Below are 20,221 nucleotides of genomic sequence, written 5' to 3' on the forward strand. Positions count from 1 at the left end.
ATGCTCGCCACCAGCGCCGCAACCTACCCATTGACCGCTGCTCAGCGCGACGTCTGGCTTGATCAGATCAGTCGCGGTGACTCCCCGCTTTATAACATCGGCGGCTACCTGCAACTGTCTGGAGCGGTCGACCCGGTGACGCTGCACAAGGCGCTGGAGCAACTGGTTTGCGCACATGAAGTGCTGCGCACGGTCCTGATGCCCGGTGCCGGAGCGGATGGCATGCCGCTTCAGTCGTACGCGGCTTGCTTGCCGGTGTCCTTGCCGTTGCACGACGTCAGCGGTTATCCCGAGCCGGAACAGGCAGCGCGAGCGCTGATCAATGACAACATGCGCCGCCCGTACGTGCTCGATGGCAGCCCGTTGCTCGACTTCTGTCTGATCCGTCTGGCTGATGACCGCCACTGGCTGGCAGGCCAGGCCCACCATCTGATTCTCGATGGCTGGGGTTTCGGACTGTTGTTCAAGTCCCTCGGCGAGCTTTACAGCGCATTGATGGCAGGTAAAGACCTCGAACTGGTTGCACCGGGCTACAGCGACTTCATTGCCGACGATGCACGTTATCAGGCGTCGCAACGCTATTCGCTGGACAGGGCTTATTGGCTGGAAAAATACCGTGATTTGCCGGAGCCGTTGCTGGTGTCGCGCTATCACAACCGCCGAGCGAATGACCCGGCGCCGTCCCACGCCTGGGTGCAGCCGCTTCCTGGTACCTTGCATGCGCGCATGAAACAATTTGCCGAGCGTCACAACTCGTCTGCGTTTCATGTACTGCTGGCGGTTCTGCATGTCTATTTCACGCGCACTGCGCAACGTGACGAGTGGATTGTCGGGCTGCCGCTGCTCAATCGCAGTGGCGCGCGCTTCAAGGCGACGCTGGGTCACTTCGCTCAGGTCAGTGCCGTGCGCATGGCCTTCGACGAAGGGCTGGACTTTGGTGCATTGGTGGTCGAAGTGCGCGACGCACTGAAACGTGACTTCCGTCATCAGCGCTTCCCCTTGAGCGAGCTCAATCGCAGCCTCGAATTGTCACGTGAGGGAAGGGCGCAACTGTTCGAAGTGTCGGTGTCCTACGAGCTGGAAGACCATGGTTACTGCTACACCGATGCGCAGGCGCAGACTGTAAAGGTGTCCAATGGCTACGAGGCGACGCCGCTGGCCGTGCACTTGCGCAGCAACAGTTGCAACGACGAAGCCTCACTGCACCTGGTTCACCACCGTGCCTGGATCGAAGATGACGAGGCCCAGGCGATCGCCGGACGTTTGCTGCACATTCTGGAGCAGGGGCTGGAAAACCCGGCACTGAAGATTCAGGACTTTCACCTGTCAGTACCTGCCGAACAATTGCAGCTAACAGCCTGGAACCAGACTGAACGCGTTACGGGCGACGAGCAACTGATTCATCGACGCATCGAACAACAGGCCCGTACCCGTCCCTATGCCGTGGCGGCGATTTTTCAAGGGCAACACCTGACCTACGCGCAACTGAACTGTCAGGCCAATGCGCTGGCTCAGCGTCTGATCTACCAGGGCGTACGCCCTGATGATCGCGTGGCAATCGTTTCGCGCCGTGGTCTGGAAACCCTGGTAGGGCTGCTGGCTATTCTCAAGGCGGGGGCGGCTTATGTGCCCATCGATCCGTCGCACCCGCGCGAACGCCTGCACTATCTGCTCAGTGACAGTTTGCCGGTGGTGGTGCTGACCCTGTCTTCGCTGATCGAGCGTCTGCCGCCGCTGGCAATGCCGCTGATCGAACTGGACCACTGCATCGACGGCCAGGGCGCCGAAAAAAATCCGCAGGTAGCGGGGCTGGGCAGCGACAATCTGGTTTACGTCATTTACACATCCGGCTCCACTGGCCAGCCCAAGGGCGTGATGGTGGAGCATCGAACCCTGGCCAATCTGGTTGACTGGCACTGCCAGGCTTTCGATGTGAAGGCGGGCAGTCATACCTCCTGCCTGGCCGGTTTCGGTTTCGATGCGATGGCCTGGGAGGTCTGGCCGACCCTGTGCGCTGGTGCAACCCTGCATGTGGCGCCGGTCAAGGAAAGTGGCGAGGACATTGAAGCCATGCTCGACTGGTGGCGCGCCCAACCGCTGGACGTGAGCTTTCTGCCCACCCCGGTGGCCGAGTATGCGTTCAGCCAGAGCCAGGACCATCCGACCTTGCGCACCCTGCTGATCGGCGGCGATCGCCTGCGGCAGTTCACTCACAACCGCCGTTATGCCGTGGTCAACAACTATGGTCCGACCGAAACCACCGTTGTCGCTACCTCCGGTCAAGTGCTGGCCAACGGCTCGCTGCACATTGGCGGCCCCATCGCCAACACCCGTGTTTACGTACTCGATGAGCACTTGCAAGCGATGCCCGTCGGTGTTCCCGGTGAGCTTTACATTGGCGGCGAGGGTGTTGCGCGGGGCTATCTGAACCAGCCGCAACTCACCGACGAGCGCTTTGTTGTCGACCCGTTCAGCGATATGCCGCAGGCGCGCATGTACCGCAGTGGCGATCTGGTGCGCTGGAACCGCGACGGTAGCCTGGATTACCTGGGGCGTAACGACGACCAGGTGAAGATTCGTGGCATGCGCATCGAGCTGGGCGAAATCGAGGCGGTGCTGGCCAGTCTGGACGGCGTGAAAGACGCAGTCGTGCTGGTTCGCGATCTCCATCTGCTGGCCTGGTTCACTGAAACCTCCACGGTCGACATCGACACGCTGGGACCGGCAATGCGCGCACGCCTGCCGGGCTACATGGTGCCGCGCGCCTTTACCCGGCTGGCGTCACTGCCGTTGACGGCCAACGGCAAACTTGACCGCCGTGCGCTGCCTGACCCGGACCCGGCGTACCTGCTCGGCAACGCTTATGAAGCACCGCAGGGCGAAGTGGAAATCGCCATGGCGGCCATCTGGGCGCAGGTGCTGGGCATCCAGCGCGTAGGGCGGCACGACAACTTTTTCGAACTGGGCGGCCATTCCCTGCTGGCCGTCAGTCTGGTGGAGCAACTGCGCAAGGCCGGACTCAAGGCGGATGTGCATGTGCTGCTCAGCCAGCCGACACTGGCCGCTCTGGCGGCATGCCAGGCGGACGTCAGCACCTTCAAGGTGCCGACAAACCTTATTCCGGCAGGCTGCAAGCAGATCACTCCGGGCATGTTGAGTCTGGTGTCGCTTGAACAGTCAGCCATTGATCGCATCGTCGCCAGCGTGCCGGGTGGTGCTGCCAATGTGCAGGAGATCTACCCGCTGGCACCGTTGCAGGAAGGCATTCTCTATCACCACCTGACCGCAGAACAGGGCGATCCCTATCTGCTGCAATGGCGTCTGGCGTTCGACACGCCAGAGCGCCTGTACAGTTGGGCCGCAGCCTTGCAGGAAGTCATCGACCGCCACGATATCCTGCGCACCTCGGTGGTGTGGCAAGGGCTGGAAAGCCCGCAACAGGTGGTCTGGCGTAACGCCGAGCTGACGGTACAGGCCATCGAGTTCGAAGCCGAAGACCCCGAATCGACCGTTATCGATCGCCTGCAACGCCAGTTCGACGCCCGTCATCATCGACTGGATCTGACTCAGGCTCCCTTGATGCGTCTGGTGCATGCCCAGCAATCGTCGAGCGGCGAAACCGTTGCCGTTCTGCTCTTTCATCACCTGGTGCTGGATAACACTGCGATGGAGATCGTCAGCCGTGAGATGCAGGCGTTGCTGTTCGGTCACCGCTATGACCTGAAGACGCCGGTGCCGTATCGCAATTACGTGGCGCAAGTACGCCTGGCCAATGACGAGGCAAGCCACACAGCGTTTTTCACTGAAATGCTCGGTGACGTCGACGAGCCAACCCTGCCTTTCGGCATACAGGACGTGCACGTCGGCGGCAGTGACATCGAAGAGGAGCGACGTGCTCTGGACCCTGAACTGGCCCTGCGGCTGCGCGAGCAGGCACGCCTGCTCGGGGTGAGCGCTGCAAGTCTGATGCACGTTGTATGGGCGCGGGTTCTGGGCGTACTTGCCAATCGTCGCGACGTGGTGTTCGGCACTGTGTTGCTGGGACGCATGGGTGGTGAGGGCGCTGATCGGGCGCTCGGTGTTTTTATCAATACCTTGCCGCTGCGCGTGGATACAGCGCTGGACACTCGTTCAGCCGTCAAGGCGGTTCACGCTAGGCTGTCTGCGTTGATCGCTCACGAGCAGGCTTCGCTGGTACTCGCTCAGGGTTGCAGCGCGGTGGCTTCAGGTTCACCGCTGTTCAGTGCGTTGCTCAATTATCGTCACAGCGCTGAGGTAAAACCGCAGGACGGCGAGGGGCTCTGGCAAGGCGTGCGGGTGCTCGGTGGTGATGTACGCAGCAACTATCCGCTGACCCTTTGTGTGGACGATCTGGGCGAAGGTTTCGACCTGCATATGCTGGCGCAGCAGGGTATGGGTGCCGAGCGTATCACTGGCTGGGTGCTCAACACGCTGGAGCATCTGCTGGACACGCTGGAACAGGCGCTGCCGCTGCGGCTGGAAAACGTTCCGATTCTTGACGCGGCAGAGCGCAACCATCTGTTGCTCGATTTCAACGGCAGCGAGCAGCCGTTCCCGCAAGACTGCACCGTCAACGCGTTGATCGAAGCGCAGGCTGCCAGCCAGCCGCACAGCCCTGCGGTGATTCAGGGGGGGCATGTACTGACCTACGCTCAGCTCAACGAGCGCGCCAATCGCCTGGCCCATCATCTGATTGGCCTGGGCGTCAAAACCGATGAACGCATCGCCCTGTGCCTGCACCGTGGTCCCGCACGCCTGGTTGCCATGTTGGCGGTGCTCAAGGCCGGTGCGGCCTACGTGCCGGTCGACCCGGTCTATCCGGCCGAGCGTATTGCCTACCTGCTGCAGGACAGTACGCCTCGCGTGGTTCTGACTGAAAACTCGACCCACGATCTGGCCGGCGATACTGAACGGGTGAACATCGAGCAGGCGGACTGGCTGGGTTCTTCCGGCAATAACCCCTGCGTTGCGGGCCTTGATGCGCAAAAACTGGCTTATGTCATCTACACCTCCGGCTCCACCGGCCAGCCCAAGGGCGTCATGGTCGAGCACTGCACGCTGGTCAATCTGGTGCACTGGCATTGCCAGGCGTTCGCTCTGCAGGCTGGCAGTCATACGGCGAGCGTGGCCGGTTTCGGCTTCGATGCGATGGCCTGGGAAGTGTGGCCAGCGCTGTGTGCCGGTGCGGTGCTGCATCTGCCACCGGCCGAGGTCGGCAACGAGCACGTCGATGAGTTGCTCGACTGGTGGCTGGAACAGCCACTTCAGGTCGGTTTCCTGCCGACCCCGGTGGCCGAACAGGCCTTCAGACGCCCGCGCCAGCACCCGACGTTGCGCACGCTGCTGATCGGTGGCGACCGTTTGCGTCAGTTCGACAGCGACCCTGGCTTCTCCGTGATCAACAACTACGGCCCGACTGAAACCACTGTGGTGGCGACCTCTGGTGCCGTGCAGCCGTGCGGGCCGTTGCATATCGGCGGCCCGATCGCCAACACTCGCGTGTATGTGCTGGACGAGCAGTTGCAGCCGGTGCCGGTGGGTGTCATCGGCGAGCTGTATATCGGTGGCGCGGGGGTTGCCCGTGGGTATCTGAATCGTCCGCAAATGACCGAAGAGCGTTTTATCGCCGACCCGTTCAGCGCCGCAACGCAGGCGCGCCTGTATCGCAGTGGCGATCTGGTGCGCTGGAATGCCGATGGCAGCCTCGACTACCTGGGACGCAATGACGACCAGGTGAAAATCCGCGGCATGCGCATCGAACTGGGCGAAATCGAGACGGCGCTGGCCAGTCAGGCCGAGGTGCAGGACGCCGTGGTGCTGGTGCGCGGTGAACGTTTGCTGGCCTGGTTCACCGAAAGCGCGCCCGTCGAACCCGAAGCGCTGCGCGAGGCGTTGCGTGCACGTCTTCCCGCACACATGGTGCCGCTGGCCTTCACACGCCTGGACGCGCTGCCGCTGACCAGCCATGGCAAGCTCGACCGCCGGGCCTTGCCGGACCCTGAGCTGGAAGCGCTGACCAGCCAGGCCTACGCGGCACCCGTGGGTGAAACAGAGATCCTCATGGCTGATCTCTGGGCGCACGTGCTTGGCCTGGAAAAAGTCGGCCGGCATGACAACTTCTTTGAACTGGGCGGCCATTCGCTGCTGGCGGTCAGTCTGGTCGAGCGCCTGCGCAATGCCGGGCTCAGCGTCGATGTACGCGTCCTGCTCGGTCAGCCGACCGTCGCCGCGCTGGCCGCATCGGTGGGCAAAGGGCGTGAAATCCCGACGCCGCTCAATCGCGTTCCGGCGGGCTGCACATACATCACGCCGGACCTGCTGAGCCTGTCACAGCTCGACCAGACGACCATTGAGCGCATTGTCGCCACAGTGCCTGGCGGCGCGGCCAATGTTCAGGAAATCTACCCGCTGGCGCCCCTGCAGGAAGGCATCCTCTATCACCATCTGACTGCCGAGCAGGGCGACCCGTACTTGCTGCAATTGCGCATGAACGTCGACAGTCAGGAGCGTCTTGAGGCGGTGGCCGCTGCCTTGCGCGAAGTCATCGCCCGGCACGACAGTCTGCGTACGGCGATCGTCTGGGATGGGCTGGAGACGCCGCAACAGGTGGTCTGGCGCCAGGCGGATCTGCTTGTCGAGCGTGTGCCAATGGCGCAAATCGACACCCCGGCGGGTTCGGCACGCATGGACTTGAGCTGTGCGCCGCTGATCCGTCTGGCCTACTGCCCGGACGCGACCGGTCCTGGCCTGTCGGCAACACTGCTGTTCCATCACATTGTGGTGGACGCCACTGCGCTGGAAGTCATGCGTGAGGAAATGCTCGCCCATCTGCGCGGCGAGCCGGGTCCGACGCAGCCCGCCGTGCCGTATCGCAACTATGTGGCCCAGGCGCGTCTGGGTGTCAGCGAAGCGGAGCATGAGGCGTATTTCCGCGAGCAACTGGGCGATATAGACGAGCCGACATTGCCATTCGATCTGCGCGATGTGCAGGGTGACGGCCATTGCATCGAGGAAGCCCGGCAGATGCTGCCCGATGCGTTGCTACAGCGCCTGCGCACTCAGGCGCGGCAACTGGGTGTCAGCGTCGCCAGTCTGTTGCATCTGGCGTGGGCGCGGGTTCTGGGCGCGGCCACCGGCAATGACCGTGTGGTATTCGGCACCGTGCTGCTGGGTCGCCTGCAGGGCGGTGCGGGTGCTGATCGTGGCATGGGGATGTTCATCAATACGCTGCCGCTGCGGGTCGATCTGGGCAACATCAGCGTACGCGACGGAGCACGCGACACGCATGCCCGACTGGCGGCACTGCTTGGCCATGAGCACGCATCCCTGGCTCAGGCACAGCGCTGGAGCGGGGTGGCAGCGCCATTACCGTTGTTCAGTGCAATCCTCAACTATCGACACGCAGCTGGCCAGGCGCGCCAGGATGCGCAGCTCGATGCATGGCAAGGCCTGGAAATTCTGACCAGCGAGAAGCACACCAACTACCCGTTGAGCCTCAACGTCGACGACCTGGGCGGCAGCCTGCGCCTGAGCGTTACCGTGCCACCCCGGGTAGGGGCGCAACGTATCTGTGCTTATGTGCAGCAGACGCTGACGGCCATGCTTGACGCCCTTGAAGGCCAGCCGGATCTGCCGGTGCAGCATCTGTCGGTAATCGGCGCTGAGGAGCGGCAGCGTTCGCTGGTCGACTTCAACGCCACAGCGATCCATCACGATCTTCAGCAAACCCTGCACGGACTGTTCGAAGCCCAGGCAGTACGCACGCCGCAGGCAATTGCCCTGCGCGCCGGACGTGCGCAATTGAGCTATCGCCAGCTCAACGAGCAGGCCAACTGCCTGGCGCATCACCTGATCGATCTGGGCGTGCGGCCTGATCAACGGGTAGCGATCTGTGTCGAGCGCGGCCTGTCGATGGTGATCGGGCTGCTGGCGATCCTCAAGGCCGGTGGCGCTTACGTACCACTGGATCCGGGTTACCCGCGCGAGCGTTTGCAGTACATGGTCAAGGACAGCACGCCGGTCGCCTTGCTGGTACAGGGCAGTACCCGTGATCTGCTCGACGACGAGCACGCGCTGCGGATCGATCTGGACAGCGTGACCTGGGACGCGCAGCGTGATCAGAATCCGCGTGTTCCCGGCCTGACGGCAGAGCATCTGGCGTATGTGATTTACACCTCGGGTTCCACCGGCACGCCGAAAGGGGTGATGGTCGAGCACCGTAATGTCAGCAACCTGGTGCAGTGGAGCTCGGTGTTGTGCCCACCTGCCTCGGGCACGGTCTTGCTGCAAAAGACCCCGATCAGCTTCGACGCCTCGGTCTGGGAGATCTTCTGGCCCCTGAGCAGCGGTATTCCACTGGTGCTGGCCCGCCCTGACGGCCAGCGCGATCCTGCCTACCTGGCGCAAGTGATTCAGGAGCGCCAGGTCAGCGTGGTGCAGTTCGTTCCTGCGCTGTTACAGCAGTTCCTCGATCTGCCGCAGAGCAGCGCGTGCAGCAGCTTGACCGACGTTGTCTGCGGGGGCGGTGAGCTGACCGTGGAGATGGCGGCGCAGCTGCGCAAACGTTTGCCGGAGGTGCGCCTGCACAACGTGTATGGCCCGACCGAAACCACAGTCGATTGCAGTGTCTGGACGCTGCAACCCGACCAAGCCGTGCCGGACACTGCCCTGCCTATCGGGCGTCCGATCAGCAACACACGGCTGTATGTGCTCGACGCTTATGACCAGCCCGTACCGCAGGGGGTTATCGGCCAGCTGCATATCGGCGGTGCCGGGGTGACGCGTGGCTATCTGAACCTGCCGAAGACCGATGCCGAACGTTTTATCGACAGCCCTTTCGTAGCAGGCGACCGCCTGTACCGCAGTGGTGATCTGGTACGCCAGCGGGCAGACGGCAACCTCAAGTTCCTTGGCCGCAATGACGATCAGGTGAAGATCCACGGATTACGCATCGAACCGGGCGATATTCAGGCCTGCCTGATCAGCCATCCGGGCATCGAACAGGCCATCGTGCTGGTGCGCGACGAGCAACCGGGCGGGCAACGGCTGGTGGCCTATTACACCGGCACACAGTTGCCGGTCGAGACCTTGCGTGAAGTGCTGCGTGCGCAGTTGCCGGATTACATGGTGCCCGCACTGTTCGTGCATCTGGACGCCATGCCGCTGAGCCCCAACGGCAAGCTGGATCGCAAGGCGCTGCCTGCGCCCGGGCAGGATGCGCTCCTGACCCGCCCTTATGAAGCACCGCAAGGCGAAACCGAAGTCTTGCTGGCCAGGCTCTGGAGCGAACTGCTCGGGGTCGGGCAGGTAGGCCGTCACGACAACTTTTTCGAGCTGGGCGGTCATTCGCTGCTGGCGGTGAGCCTGACTGCGCGCCTGCGCCAGGAAGGCATCGAGGCCGACGTCCGGGCGCTTTTCGAACAACCTACGCTGGCGGGCTACGCAGCCATCACAGAGAACATGGAGATTACCCTGTGAGCATCAACGAACTCTTGGCGACACTCAAAGCTCACGAAATCCACCTGACGGTCAAGGACGGTCAACTGGTGGTGCAGGGCAATCGCCGTGCCTTGACCGATAACGGCTTGCTGGAGCATCTGCGTGAGCATAAGCCGGCGCTGATCGAGCTCATCGAACAAGGCGATTATCAGAACGGCAAGCGTGGCGCACCGGCATTGCCAGCCAACGGCATCGAGCAGGGTTGCGAGCGAATCACCCCTGAAATGTTGACGCTGGTGAAGCTTGATCAGGCGGCTATCGACCTGTTGATGGACGCGATACCGGGAGGTGCCGCGAATGTCCAGGACATCTACCCGCTGGCGCCGCTGCAGCAAGGCATTCTTTATCACCACGTCAGCGCCACCCAAGGCGATCCCTATGTCATGCAGGTGCAATTCGCCTTTTCTGATCAGGCGCGTCGGGACGCGTTCGCCGAGGCGCTGCAAAGCGTCATCACCCGGCATGACATTCTGCGCACCTCAGTACACTGGAAGGGGCTGGAAACCCCGGTGCAGGTGGTCTGGCGCCACGCTGAACTGAAAGTCGACAGCTCGCCGCTCGCGGCAGACCTGACGATGGATCTGGGCCAGGCCCCGCTGATGCGCCTGGTCTGCCATGCACCCGTAGCAGGCCAGCGGGTCGAGGCTACGCTGCTGTTCCACCACATTGCCATGGACCATAGCGCTCTTGAGGTCGTGCGCCATGAGGTCCAGGCCTGTCTGTCGGGACAAGCCGAAATGCTGGGCGTGCCGGTACCGTTTCGCAACTATGTCGGGCAAGCGCTGCTGGGTGTCAGCGAGGCTCAGCATGAAGCGTTTTTCCGCGAGATGCTGGGTGATCTCGACGAACCGACGCTGGCCTACGGTCTGCAGGATTTGAGCGGTGAGGGCGATGCAATCGAAGAACACAGCATCACCCTCGATCAGCAATTGTGTCAGCGCCTGCGCGCTCAGTCGCGAACCCTGGGCATCAGTGTCGCCAGCCTGTTCCACCTGGGCTGGGCACGGGTGCTGGCGGGCCTCGCCGGACAGTCGCGGGTTGTGTTCGGCACCGTGCTGATGGGGCGCCTGCTGGGTGCCGAAGCCACAGAGCGGGCGCTGGGTATCTTCATCAACACCTTGCCGCTGCGCCTCGATCTGGACGAGCAGGGCGTGCAAGCCGCAGTGCGCGCCACCCACCAGCGCCTGACCGCGCTGATGCGCCACGAACACGCACCGCTGGCACTGGCGCAGCGCTGCAGTGGGGTAAAAGCGCCGACGCCGTTGTTCAACGCATTGCTCAACTACCGCCACAGCGCGCCGGCGCAGGCGTCCGGTGAAACATGGCAAGGCATTGAGGTGCTGCAGGCTCAGGAGCGCAGCAATTATCCGCTGGTGCTGAGCGTCGATGATCTGGGCGAAGCCTTTGGCTTGACGGCACAGGCCACCGCAGGCATCGACCCGCACAATATTTGCGCCTATATGCAATGGACCATGGAAAGCGTGGTCGATGCGCTGGAGCAGACGCCACAAATGCCGGTCGATCAGCTTGATATCGTGCCCGCCAGCGAGCGTGCGCGATTGCTGCTGGACTTCAATGACCGACGTGCCGACTACGAACGCAGACTGACGATTCATCAGCGCATCGAGCAACTGGCAGAGCAGCAGCCTGATGCTGTTGCCGCACAGGTAGGTGCACAACACCTGAGCTACCGCGAGCTGAACGCGCGCGCCAATGCGCTCGCTCATCATTTGATCGGTCTTGACGTACAACCCGATGACCGCGTGGCGGTGGTGGCACGACGCAGCCTGGAGACGCTGGTCGGCTTGCTGGCGGTGCTCAAGGCCGGTGCGGGCTATGTGCCGGTCGATCCGGCGCACCCGGACGAGCGCATTGCCTATCTGCTCGGCGACAGCGCGCCGGTTGCGGTGTTGGCTCAACCGGCCTTTGTCGAACGCCTGCAAGGGTTGGGCTTGGCGGGATTGAACACACCGCTGATCGAACTGGACCTGGCAAGCTGGCCAGAGCAGCAAGACAACCCTCACATCGACGCGCTCGATTCGACCCATCTCGCCTACGTGATCTACACCTCGGGTTCGACCGGCCAGCCCAAGGGCGTAATGGTCGAACATCGCACGCTGAACAATCTGATCGACTGGCACCGTGAGGCCTTCGATCTGCGTGCGGGCAGTCATACCGCCAGCGTGGCGGGCTTCGGGTTCGACGCCATGGCCTGGGAAATCTGGCCAGCCTTGTGCGCCGGGGCGACGCTGCACCTGCCACCGGCCGAGATCGGCAATGAACAGCTCGATGCGCTGCTTGACTGGTGGATCGCCCAGCCATTGCAGGTCGCTTTTCTGCCCACACCCGTGGCCGAATACGCCTTCAGTCGCAATCTGCGTCATCCAACCCTGCGCACGCTGCTGATCGGCGGTGACCGGCTGCGCCAGTTCCATCGCGATCCAGGCTTTGCGGTGATCAACAATTATGGTCCCACCGAAGCCACAGTGGTCGCCACCTCCGGTCGTTTATTACCCGACGGCAGCCTGGATATCGGCAAGCCGGTCGCCAACACGTCGATTTATCTGCTTGATGAGCGCCAACAGCTGGTTCCGCTCGGGGTGCCGGGTGAGCTGTATATCGGTGGCGACAGTGTGGCCCGCGGTTACCTGAATCAGCCGCAACTGACTGCAGAACGCTTTGTGCATGACTCGTTCGCCGGGCAACCACAGGCGCGCATGTACCGCACCGGCGATCTGGCGCGCTGGAATGCCGATGGCACCCTGGAATACCTGGGTCGTAACGACGATCAGGTGAAAATTCGCGGGGTGCGTATCGAGCTGGGTGAGATCGAAAACCAGTTCAGCCAATTGCCGGGTATCGAGGAAGCACTGGTGCTTGCTCGCGAGGACGAACCGGGGCAACCGCGGCTGGTGGGTTACTTCACTGAACGCGCAGGCGCTGCTTCCAGCACCGTGGAGCAATTGCGTACCGCGCTGCTGGCCCGTCTGCCGGGTTATATGGTGCCCGGCGCATTGGTACGCCTGGAAAGCTGGCCGCTGACGGCCAACGGCAAGGTCGACCGCCGTGCCTTGCCGGTACCCGATCGCACCGCGTTGTCGACCGGCGAATATCAGGCCCCGCAAGGCGATCTGGAGAGCGCACTGGCCCTGATCTGGAGCGAGTTGCTGCAGGTCGAGCGCGTAGGGCGTCATGATCGTTTCTTCGAGCTGGGCGGTCATTCGTTGCTGGCCATGCGCATGGTTTCTCAGGTGCGTCAGCGCCTGGCACTGGAACTGGCCCTTGGCGACCTGTTTGCCGACAGTTCGCTGATCGCGGTCGCACACTGCCTGAGCGCTGCCGCACGCAGTCAGTTGCCGGCCATCGACGTGCAGCCACGCAACGGCCCGCTACCCTTGTCTTCCGCTCAGCAGCGCATCTGGTTCATGGCGCAAATGGAAGACGCCAACAGCGCCTACAACATCTCGCTGGGCCTGAAATTGAGCGGTCCACTGGACAGCCGTGCCTTGACGCGTGCGCTGGAGCGCATTGTGGCCCGCCACGACAGCCTGCGCAGCCGCTTCAGTCAGGAGGACGACAATGCCTGGGTAGAGGCCGCGCCTGTGACTGAAGTGCCGCGCATCTGCTGGCAGGACTTACGTGATCAGGACCCACAAGCGCTGCAGGCCGTGATCAGGGAAGAGGCCGCGCAGCCCTTCGACTTGCAGCACGACCTGCCGATCCGAGGCCGTTTGCTGTGTCTGGCTGAAGACCGTCACGTCTTGTTGCTGACCGTGCATCACATCGTTGCCGACGGTTGGTCGCTGGGCGTGCTGACCCGCGAACTGACCGCGCTCTACCAGGCATTCAGTCAAGGGCAAGAGGACCCGCTGCCCGCACTGGCGCTGCAATATGGCGATTACGCCGTATGGCAACGCAACTGGCTGGACGACGAGCGATTGAGTCATCAGGCCGATTACTGGCAGCAGACGCTGACGGGAGCGCCGGTATTGCTGACCCTGCCCACCGACCGTCCACGTCCTGCGCATCAGGATTACACCGGGGCCAGCGTCGCGCTGGATCTCGATCCGCGTCTGAGCACCGACCTCAGAGCCTTCTGTCAGGCGCAGTCGGTGACACCGTTCATGCTGTTCATGGGCGCATGGGCCGTATTGCTGGCGCGGCTGTCCGGACAGGAGGAGGTGGTCGTCGGCATGCCGGTTGCCAACCGCCGTCGTGCCGAAATCGAAGGCTTGATCGGGCTGTTCGTCAATACCCTGGCCGTGCGTGTCGATACGTCGGGCGAGCCGGATGTGGTGACGCTGCTGGAGCGCATCAAGGCCCGCGTGGTGGAAGCGCAGGATCATCAGGACCTGCCTTTCGAACAGGTCGTGGAGCGTCTGCGGCCGCCGCGCAGCCTCGCGCACAGCCCGCTATTCCAGGCATCACTGACCTGGGACGGCAGCCAGGGGCTGGAATTGCAACTGGGCGATATGCAGCTCGAACCGCTGGATGAACAGGCCGCATTCGCAAAATTCGACCTGGCGTTGAGCGTCAGCGATGGTCCTGATCATTTCCGCTGCATCGTGGAATATGCCACAGCGCTGTTTGACCACGGCACCATCGAGCGCCACCTGAATTATCTGGAGGCGATACTGCGGGCCATGGTGGCTGACAGCCAGACGGTGGTGAGCCACATTCCGCTGTTGTCGGAGGCCGAGCGTCGGCAGTTGACCGACGGGTTCAATGCACCTGATGCGGTTTATCCGCAAGAACAGACGCTGCACAGCCAGTTCGAAGCGCAAGCGCAGCGCACGCCGGATGCGATTGCCGTCAGCTATGAAGAGGAGTCGTGGAGCTACGCGACACTCAACGCCCAGGCCAACAGGATCGCGCATCGCCTGATTGACATGGGCATCGGTGCGGACGACCGGGTCGCCATCTGCACCCATCGCGGCCTGCAGATGATCGCCGGCCTGCTGGGGATTCTCAAGGCCGGTGCCGCCTACGTGCCGCTGGACCCGGCTTATCCTGTTGAACGTCTGGCTTATACCCTCGACGACAGCGCACCGGTAGCGTTGTTGAGTCAGCGGTCAGTGCAGGGCACCTTGCCAGTCTCGCAAGTGCCGGTTATCTGTCTCGACGACGACTTGCAGGACGAATCCGTCTGTAATCCGCAGGTGCCGGTAACGCCCGGCAACCTGGCTTATGTGATCTACACCTCCGGGTCCACCGGTAAGCCCAAAGGCGTGATGATCGAACATCGCAACGTCGCGAGACTGTTCTCGGCCACCGAAGAATGGTTCGGTTTCAACCAGCAGGATGTCTGGGCGCTGTTCCATTCGTTCGCCTTCGACTTTTCGGTCTGGGAAATCTGGGGCGCGTTGCTGCATGGCGGGCATTTGGTGATTGTGCCGCAACTGGTCAGCCGCTCGCCCGAAGATTTCTACACACTGCTGTGCAGCACCGGGGTGACGGTGCTCAACCAGACGCCGAGTGCGTTCCGTCAGCTGATTGCTGCACAGGGCAAGAACGGCCAGGCGCATTCGTTGCGCAAGGTGATCTTCGGCGGTGAAGCGCTGGACACCGTGATACTCAAGCCGTGGTATGCCCGCAACGTGAACGCCGGCACACAACTGGTGAACATGTACGGCATCACCGAAACCACGGTGCATGTGACCTATTACCCGTTGCAGGCCGAAGACGCCCAGCGCCTCGGCGCCAGCCCGATCGGCAGACGCATTCCCGATTTGCAGCTGTATGTTCTCGATACACGCGGCGAGCCGGTGCCGATGGGCGTGGTTGGCGAGCTGTATGTCGGCGGTGCCGGTGTGGCGCGGGGCTACCTGCACCGTGAAGCTCTGACGGCTGAACGCTTTCTCGACAACCCGTTCAGCAACGCAGCGAATGCGCGGATGTACCGTACCGGTGACCTGGGCCGCTGGCTGGCCGATGGCAGTCTGGAATACATGGGCCGTAATGACGAACAGGTCAAGATTCGCGGTTTCCGTATCGAACTGGGTGAGATCGCAGCGCGCCTGAACGATCATCCAGATGTTCTCGACGCTGTGGTAGTGGCACGCGAGGATGTGCCGGGAGACAAACGACTGGTTGGCTATTACACCTCGGCTGAAGATAAAGCCGGGCTGGATATCGAACAGTTGCGTGCCTGGCTGTCGGGCCTGCTGCCCGAATACATGGTGCCTGCCGCCTATGTACGGCTGGCCAGCCTGCCGGTGACGGCGAACGGCAAACTGGACCGCAAAAGCCTGCCGGCACCGGACCGCGACAGCATCGCCAGCCGGGCCTATGAAGCGCCGCAAGGACCGATCGAAATCGCTCTGGCAAGCTTGTGGGCCGAGCTGTTGCGTGTGGAGCAGGTCGGTCGTCAGGATAATTTCTTTGAACTGGGCGGCCACTCGTTGCTGGCCGTGACCCTGATTGCGCGTATGCGTCGTCTGGACATGCGTGCGGACATTCGCGTTCTGTTTGTCCAGCCAACGCTGGCGGCGTTGGCCGAGGCCGTCGGTCACGACACTGAAATCAATGTGCCGGCCAACCTGATCGATGCGCACTGCCAGCGCATCACCCCTGAACTGCTGCCCCTGGTGGCGCTGGATCAGCCCGCCATTGAGCGTATCGTGGCGCGGGTGCCGGGCGGTGCCGCGAATGTGCAGGATATCTACCCGCTGGGCCCGTTGCAGACCGGTATTCTTTATCACCACCTGACCGCCGGGGACCGCGATCCTTATCTGTTGCAGCCGCAGTTCGCGTTTGCCAATTCCTCGCGTCTCGAGGCTTTTTGCCATGCCTTGCAGCGGGTGATCGAGCGCAACGATATTCTGCGCACCGGGTTGTTCTGGGAAGGTTTGCAAGCACCGGTACAAGTGGTCTGGCGTCAAGCGCCTCTGCGGGTTGAAGAAACAGCCTTGCAAGACCTGTTCAATGCGCCGCGCATGGACCTGACGCAGGCGCCGCTGCTGCAGCTGGTCTATGCCCATGATCCGGCCAACCAAAAGATCGCAGCGGTGCTGCGCTACCATCATGTGATCATGGACCACATCGCCCTTGATGTATTGAGCCATGAGTTGCAGGCCATCCTGCTGGACAACGAAGCTCAGCTTGCAGCGCCCGTGCCTTACCGAAACTACATCGCCCACGTTGTGCAAGGGCCTGGCGAGGACGCCCATGAAGCGTTCTTCCGCGAGCAGTTGGGCGATATCGATGAACCGACCTTGCCTTACGGCCTGGCGATGGCATCCGCAGAGCAGATTCCTGGCGATGCACGGCTCACGCTGGACAGCGACCTGTGCCGGCAGATCCGCGATCAGGCAAGGCAGTCGAGTGTCAGTGCCGCCACCTTGATGCACCTGGCCTGGGCGAAGGTACTGGGCCAGTTGTCCGGGCGTGACAGCGTGGTATTCGGCACCGTGCTGCTTGGACGCCTGCGCGGCGGTGAAGGGGGCGAGCGCGCCTTGGGGGTGTTCATCAATACCTTGCCATTGCGCATGGATCTGGGCGGGCATTGCGCGCGCAGTGCGGTGCTCGACCTTCATGGTCGTCTGGTCGGGATGCTCGCCCACGAGCACGCTCAGTTGGCTCTGACCCAGCGCTGCAGTGCCTTGCCGGCTGGCGCGCCACTGTTCAATACGCTGCTCAATTACCGCCACAGCGCTGTGCCTGAGGTCGATGACCAGGCGAACAACACGGCATGGCAAGGGATTGAGGTCGTGCACGCAGAGGAGCGCAGTAACTACCCGCTGACTTTGAGTATCGATGACTTCGGCGATGGTTTCAGCCTGACAGCCCAGGCTGCGCCGGGTATTGATCCGCAACGGATTTGCGCCTACGTGCAACAAGCCCTTGTCCATCTGGTGCAGGCCCTGGAGCAGCAATCGGCAACAGCTCTGATCGAATCATCGGTGCTGCCGGAGGCAGAATGCGAGCGTCTGTTGGTCTCGTTCAACGATACCCGGCGTGACTACCCACGCGGGCAGCCCGTGCACCGTCTGTTCGAGCGTCGCGCCGCGCTGCATCCGCATGCAGTGGCGGCCGTGCATGGCCGCCGCTCACTCACTTATGGTGAGTTGAACGAACGCGCCAACCACCTGGCTCACTATCTTCTGGGACAAGGTGTGCGGCCCAACGAGCATGTGGCGATTTTGCTGCCGCGCTCGCTGGAACTGCTGATCAGCCAGTTGGCGATCGGCAAATGCGCAGCGACCTACGTGCCACTGGACGTCAATGCGCCTGCCGAACGCCAGCATTACATGCTCGATGATTGCCAGGCGAAATGTGTGCTGACACAGAGCGCTACCTCGCTGGGCTCGACGGTGCAACGCATCGATCTGGACCAGTTGAACCTTGACGACCAGCCTGCGCATGATCCGGGTCTGCCTCAGGCGTCCGACACCGCGGCTTACGTCATGTATACCTCCGGCTCGACGGGGGCTCCGAAAGGCGTACGTGTGGCCCATCGCGGCATTGCCAGGCTGGTGTTGAACAACGGTTATGCCGACTTCAACGAGCAGGACAGCATCGCCTTTGCCTCCAACCCGGCGTTCGATGCCAGCACCATGGAAGTCTGGGGTGCCTTGCTCAACGGTGGACAGTTGCTGGTGATCGAGCACACCACGCTGATCGACCCGATGCGTTTCAGCGCGGCCCTGCGTCACGGCAATGTCAGCGTGCTGTTCTTGACCAGCGCACTGTTCAATCAGTACGTGCAACTGATCCCCGAGGCACTCAGCGGTCTTCGGCTGTTGCTTTCCGGCGGTGAGCGCGCCGATCCGGCGAGCTTCCGCACGCTGCTTGCCCAGGCTCCGGGCCTGCACCTGTTGAACGCGTACGGCCCCACGGAAACGACCACCTTCGCGACAGCCTGCGAAGTCCGAGCGCTGGCCGATCACGCCGAGTCGGTTCCGATCGGCAGACCTATCGGTAACACGACGGTCTACGTACTCGACGCTCATCAGCGCCTGACACCGTTGGGGGCGATTGGCGAGCTTTACATTGGCGGCGATGGTGTGGCGCTCGGTTATCTGAATCGCCCGGACCTGACGGCAGAGAAGTTTATTGCCGACCCGTTCAGCGATCAGCCCGGCGCGCTGCTGTACCGCACCGGCGATCTGGGCCGCTGGCTGGAGGACGGTCAGCTGGAATGTCTGGGACGCAACGATGACCAAGTGAAAATCCGCGGCTTCCGTATCGAGCTGGGCGAGATCGTCAATTGCCTGCACCAATTGCCTGGTATCAGGGAGGCTGTGGTTCTGGCGCGCGAGGATGAGCCGGGGCAGGTGCGTCTGGTTGCCTATTTCACCAGTCGACTGGACGCCGAGGCACCTGCACCCGAGCAAATGCGTGCTCACTTGCAGGCTAACCTGCCGGAATACATGGTGCCTGGGGCCTTTGTCGAGCTGACCGCTTTGCCGTTGACGGCCAACGGCAAGCTGGACAGCCGTGCGCTGCCCAAACCGGATCACTCGTCGCTGTTGGGACTGGCCTACGAGCCACCGCAGGGCGAGATTGAAATCGCTCTGGCGCAGATCTGGGCTGAAGTGCTGCAGCTCGAGCGGGTCAGTCGTCACGATCACTTTTTCGATCTGGGCGGGCATTCCCTGCTGGCCATGCGCATGGTGTCGCAGGTGCGTCAGCAGATGGGCATGGAGTTGCCATTGGGCGAACTCTTCGCGCTGGGCGAACTGGCAGCCGTGGCCAGTGCGCTGGCTGGTGCCGGACGCAGTGAGCTGTCAATGATCCTGCCTGCGCCACGTGATCAGTCGCTACCGCTGTCGTTTGCCCAGCAGCGTTTGTGGTTTCTGGCACAAATGGAGGGCGGCAATCAGGCTTACAACATCCCGCTGGCCCTCAGTCTGCAAGGATCGCTGGATGTCGCTGCGTTGACAGCCGCGCTTGGGCGGATCGTCGAGCGCCACGAAACCCTGCGCAGCCGCTTCATTGCCCGCGAGGAGGGGGCTGAAGTCGTGTTCACAGCTCCGACAGCCATGGCGTTCCTGCACATCGAAGACCTGCGTCAAAACCCGCAAACCCTGGCCGAACGCGTTGCAGCAGAGGCCACCGCAGCGTTTGATCTGACGCGGGGGCCGCTGATCCGTGGCTGCCTGCTGCAGGTGGAAGACGAGCGGCACGTGTTGTTGCTGACCGTGCACCACATCGTCTCCGACGGCTGGTCGATGGGCGTGCTGACCCGCGAACTGCATGCGTTGTATCCGGCGCTGCGCCGTGGCGAGGCCGATCCACTGCCAGCGCTGAGCATTCAATACGCCGACTATGCGGTCTGGCAGCAGGGCTGGATGAGCGGTGAGCGCCTGCAACACCAGGCGGCCTACTGGCGGCAGGCGCTGGAAGGCGCACCGACACTGCTGACCCTGCCAGCCGACCGGCCGCGTCCGGCGCAGCAGGATTTCGCCGGTGCCAGCCTCAATGTACGGCTGGATGGGCAACTGACTGCCGGCCTGCGTGCGCTGGCTCAGCGGCAAGGTGTCACGCTGTACATGACCTTGCTGACTGCGTGGGGCGCACTGCTGGCGCGGCTTTCAGGTCAGGCCGAGGTGGTGGTCGGCAGCCCGATCGCGGGCCGTGGTCGCGCCGAGCTGGAAGGGCTGATCGGCCTGTTCGTCAACACGCTGGCCATACGCATCAACACGGCATCGGCACCCACCGGTGATGTGCTGCTGGCACAGGTCAGGGCGCGGGTCCTGGA

At 62.7% G+C, this 20,221-nt stretch carries 2 protein-coding genes (1 of these 2 running past the window's edge); both read left to right on the top strand.

The features are described 5' to 3' along the window. On the top strand, positions 1–9,498 hold the full coding sequence (locus AC54XV_RS13650; protein ID WP_496718897.1) for a non-ribosomal peptide synthetase: 9,498 nt from the start codon (positions 1–3) through the stop codon (positions 9,496–9,498). After that, positions 9,495–20,221, top strand: partial view of an amino acid adenylation domain-containing protein gene (locus AC54XV_RS13655; protein WP_496718899.1) — the 5' portion only. The gene runs 7,054 nt beyond the window's last position; 10,727 of the gene's 17,781 nt are visible here — the first part of the coding sequence; it begins with the start codon at positions 9,495–9,497; its stop codon lies off the right edge, out of view. Before AC54XV_RS13650 ends, AC54XV_RS13655 begins: the two co-directional genes overlap by 4 nt.

Source organism: Pseudomonas fragariae (ex Marin et al. 2024) (genome assembly GCF_059621105.1).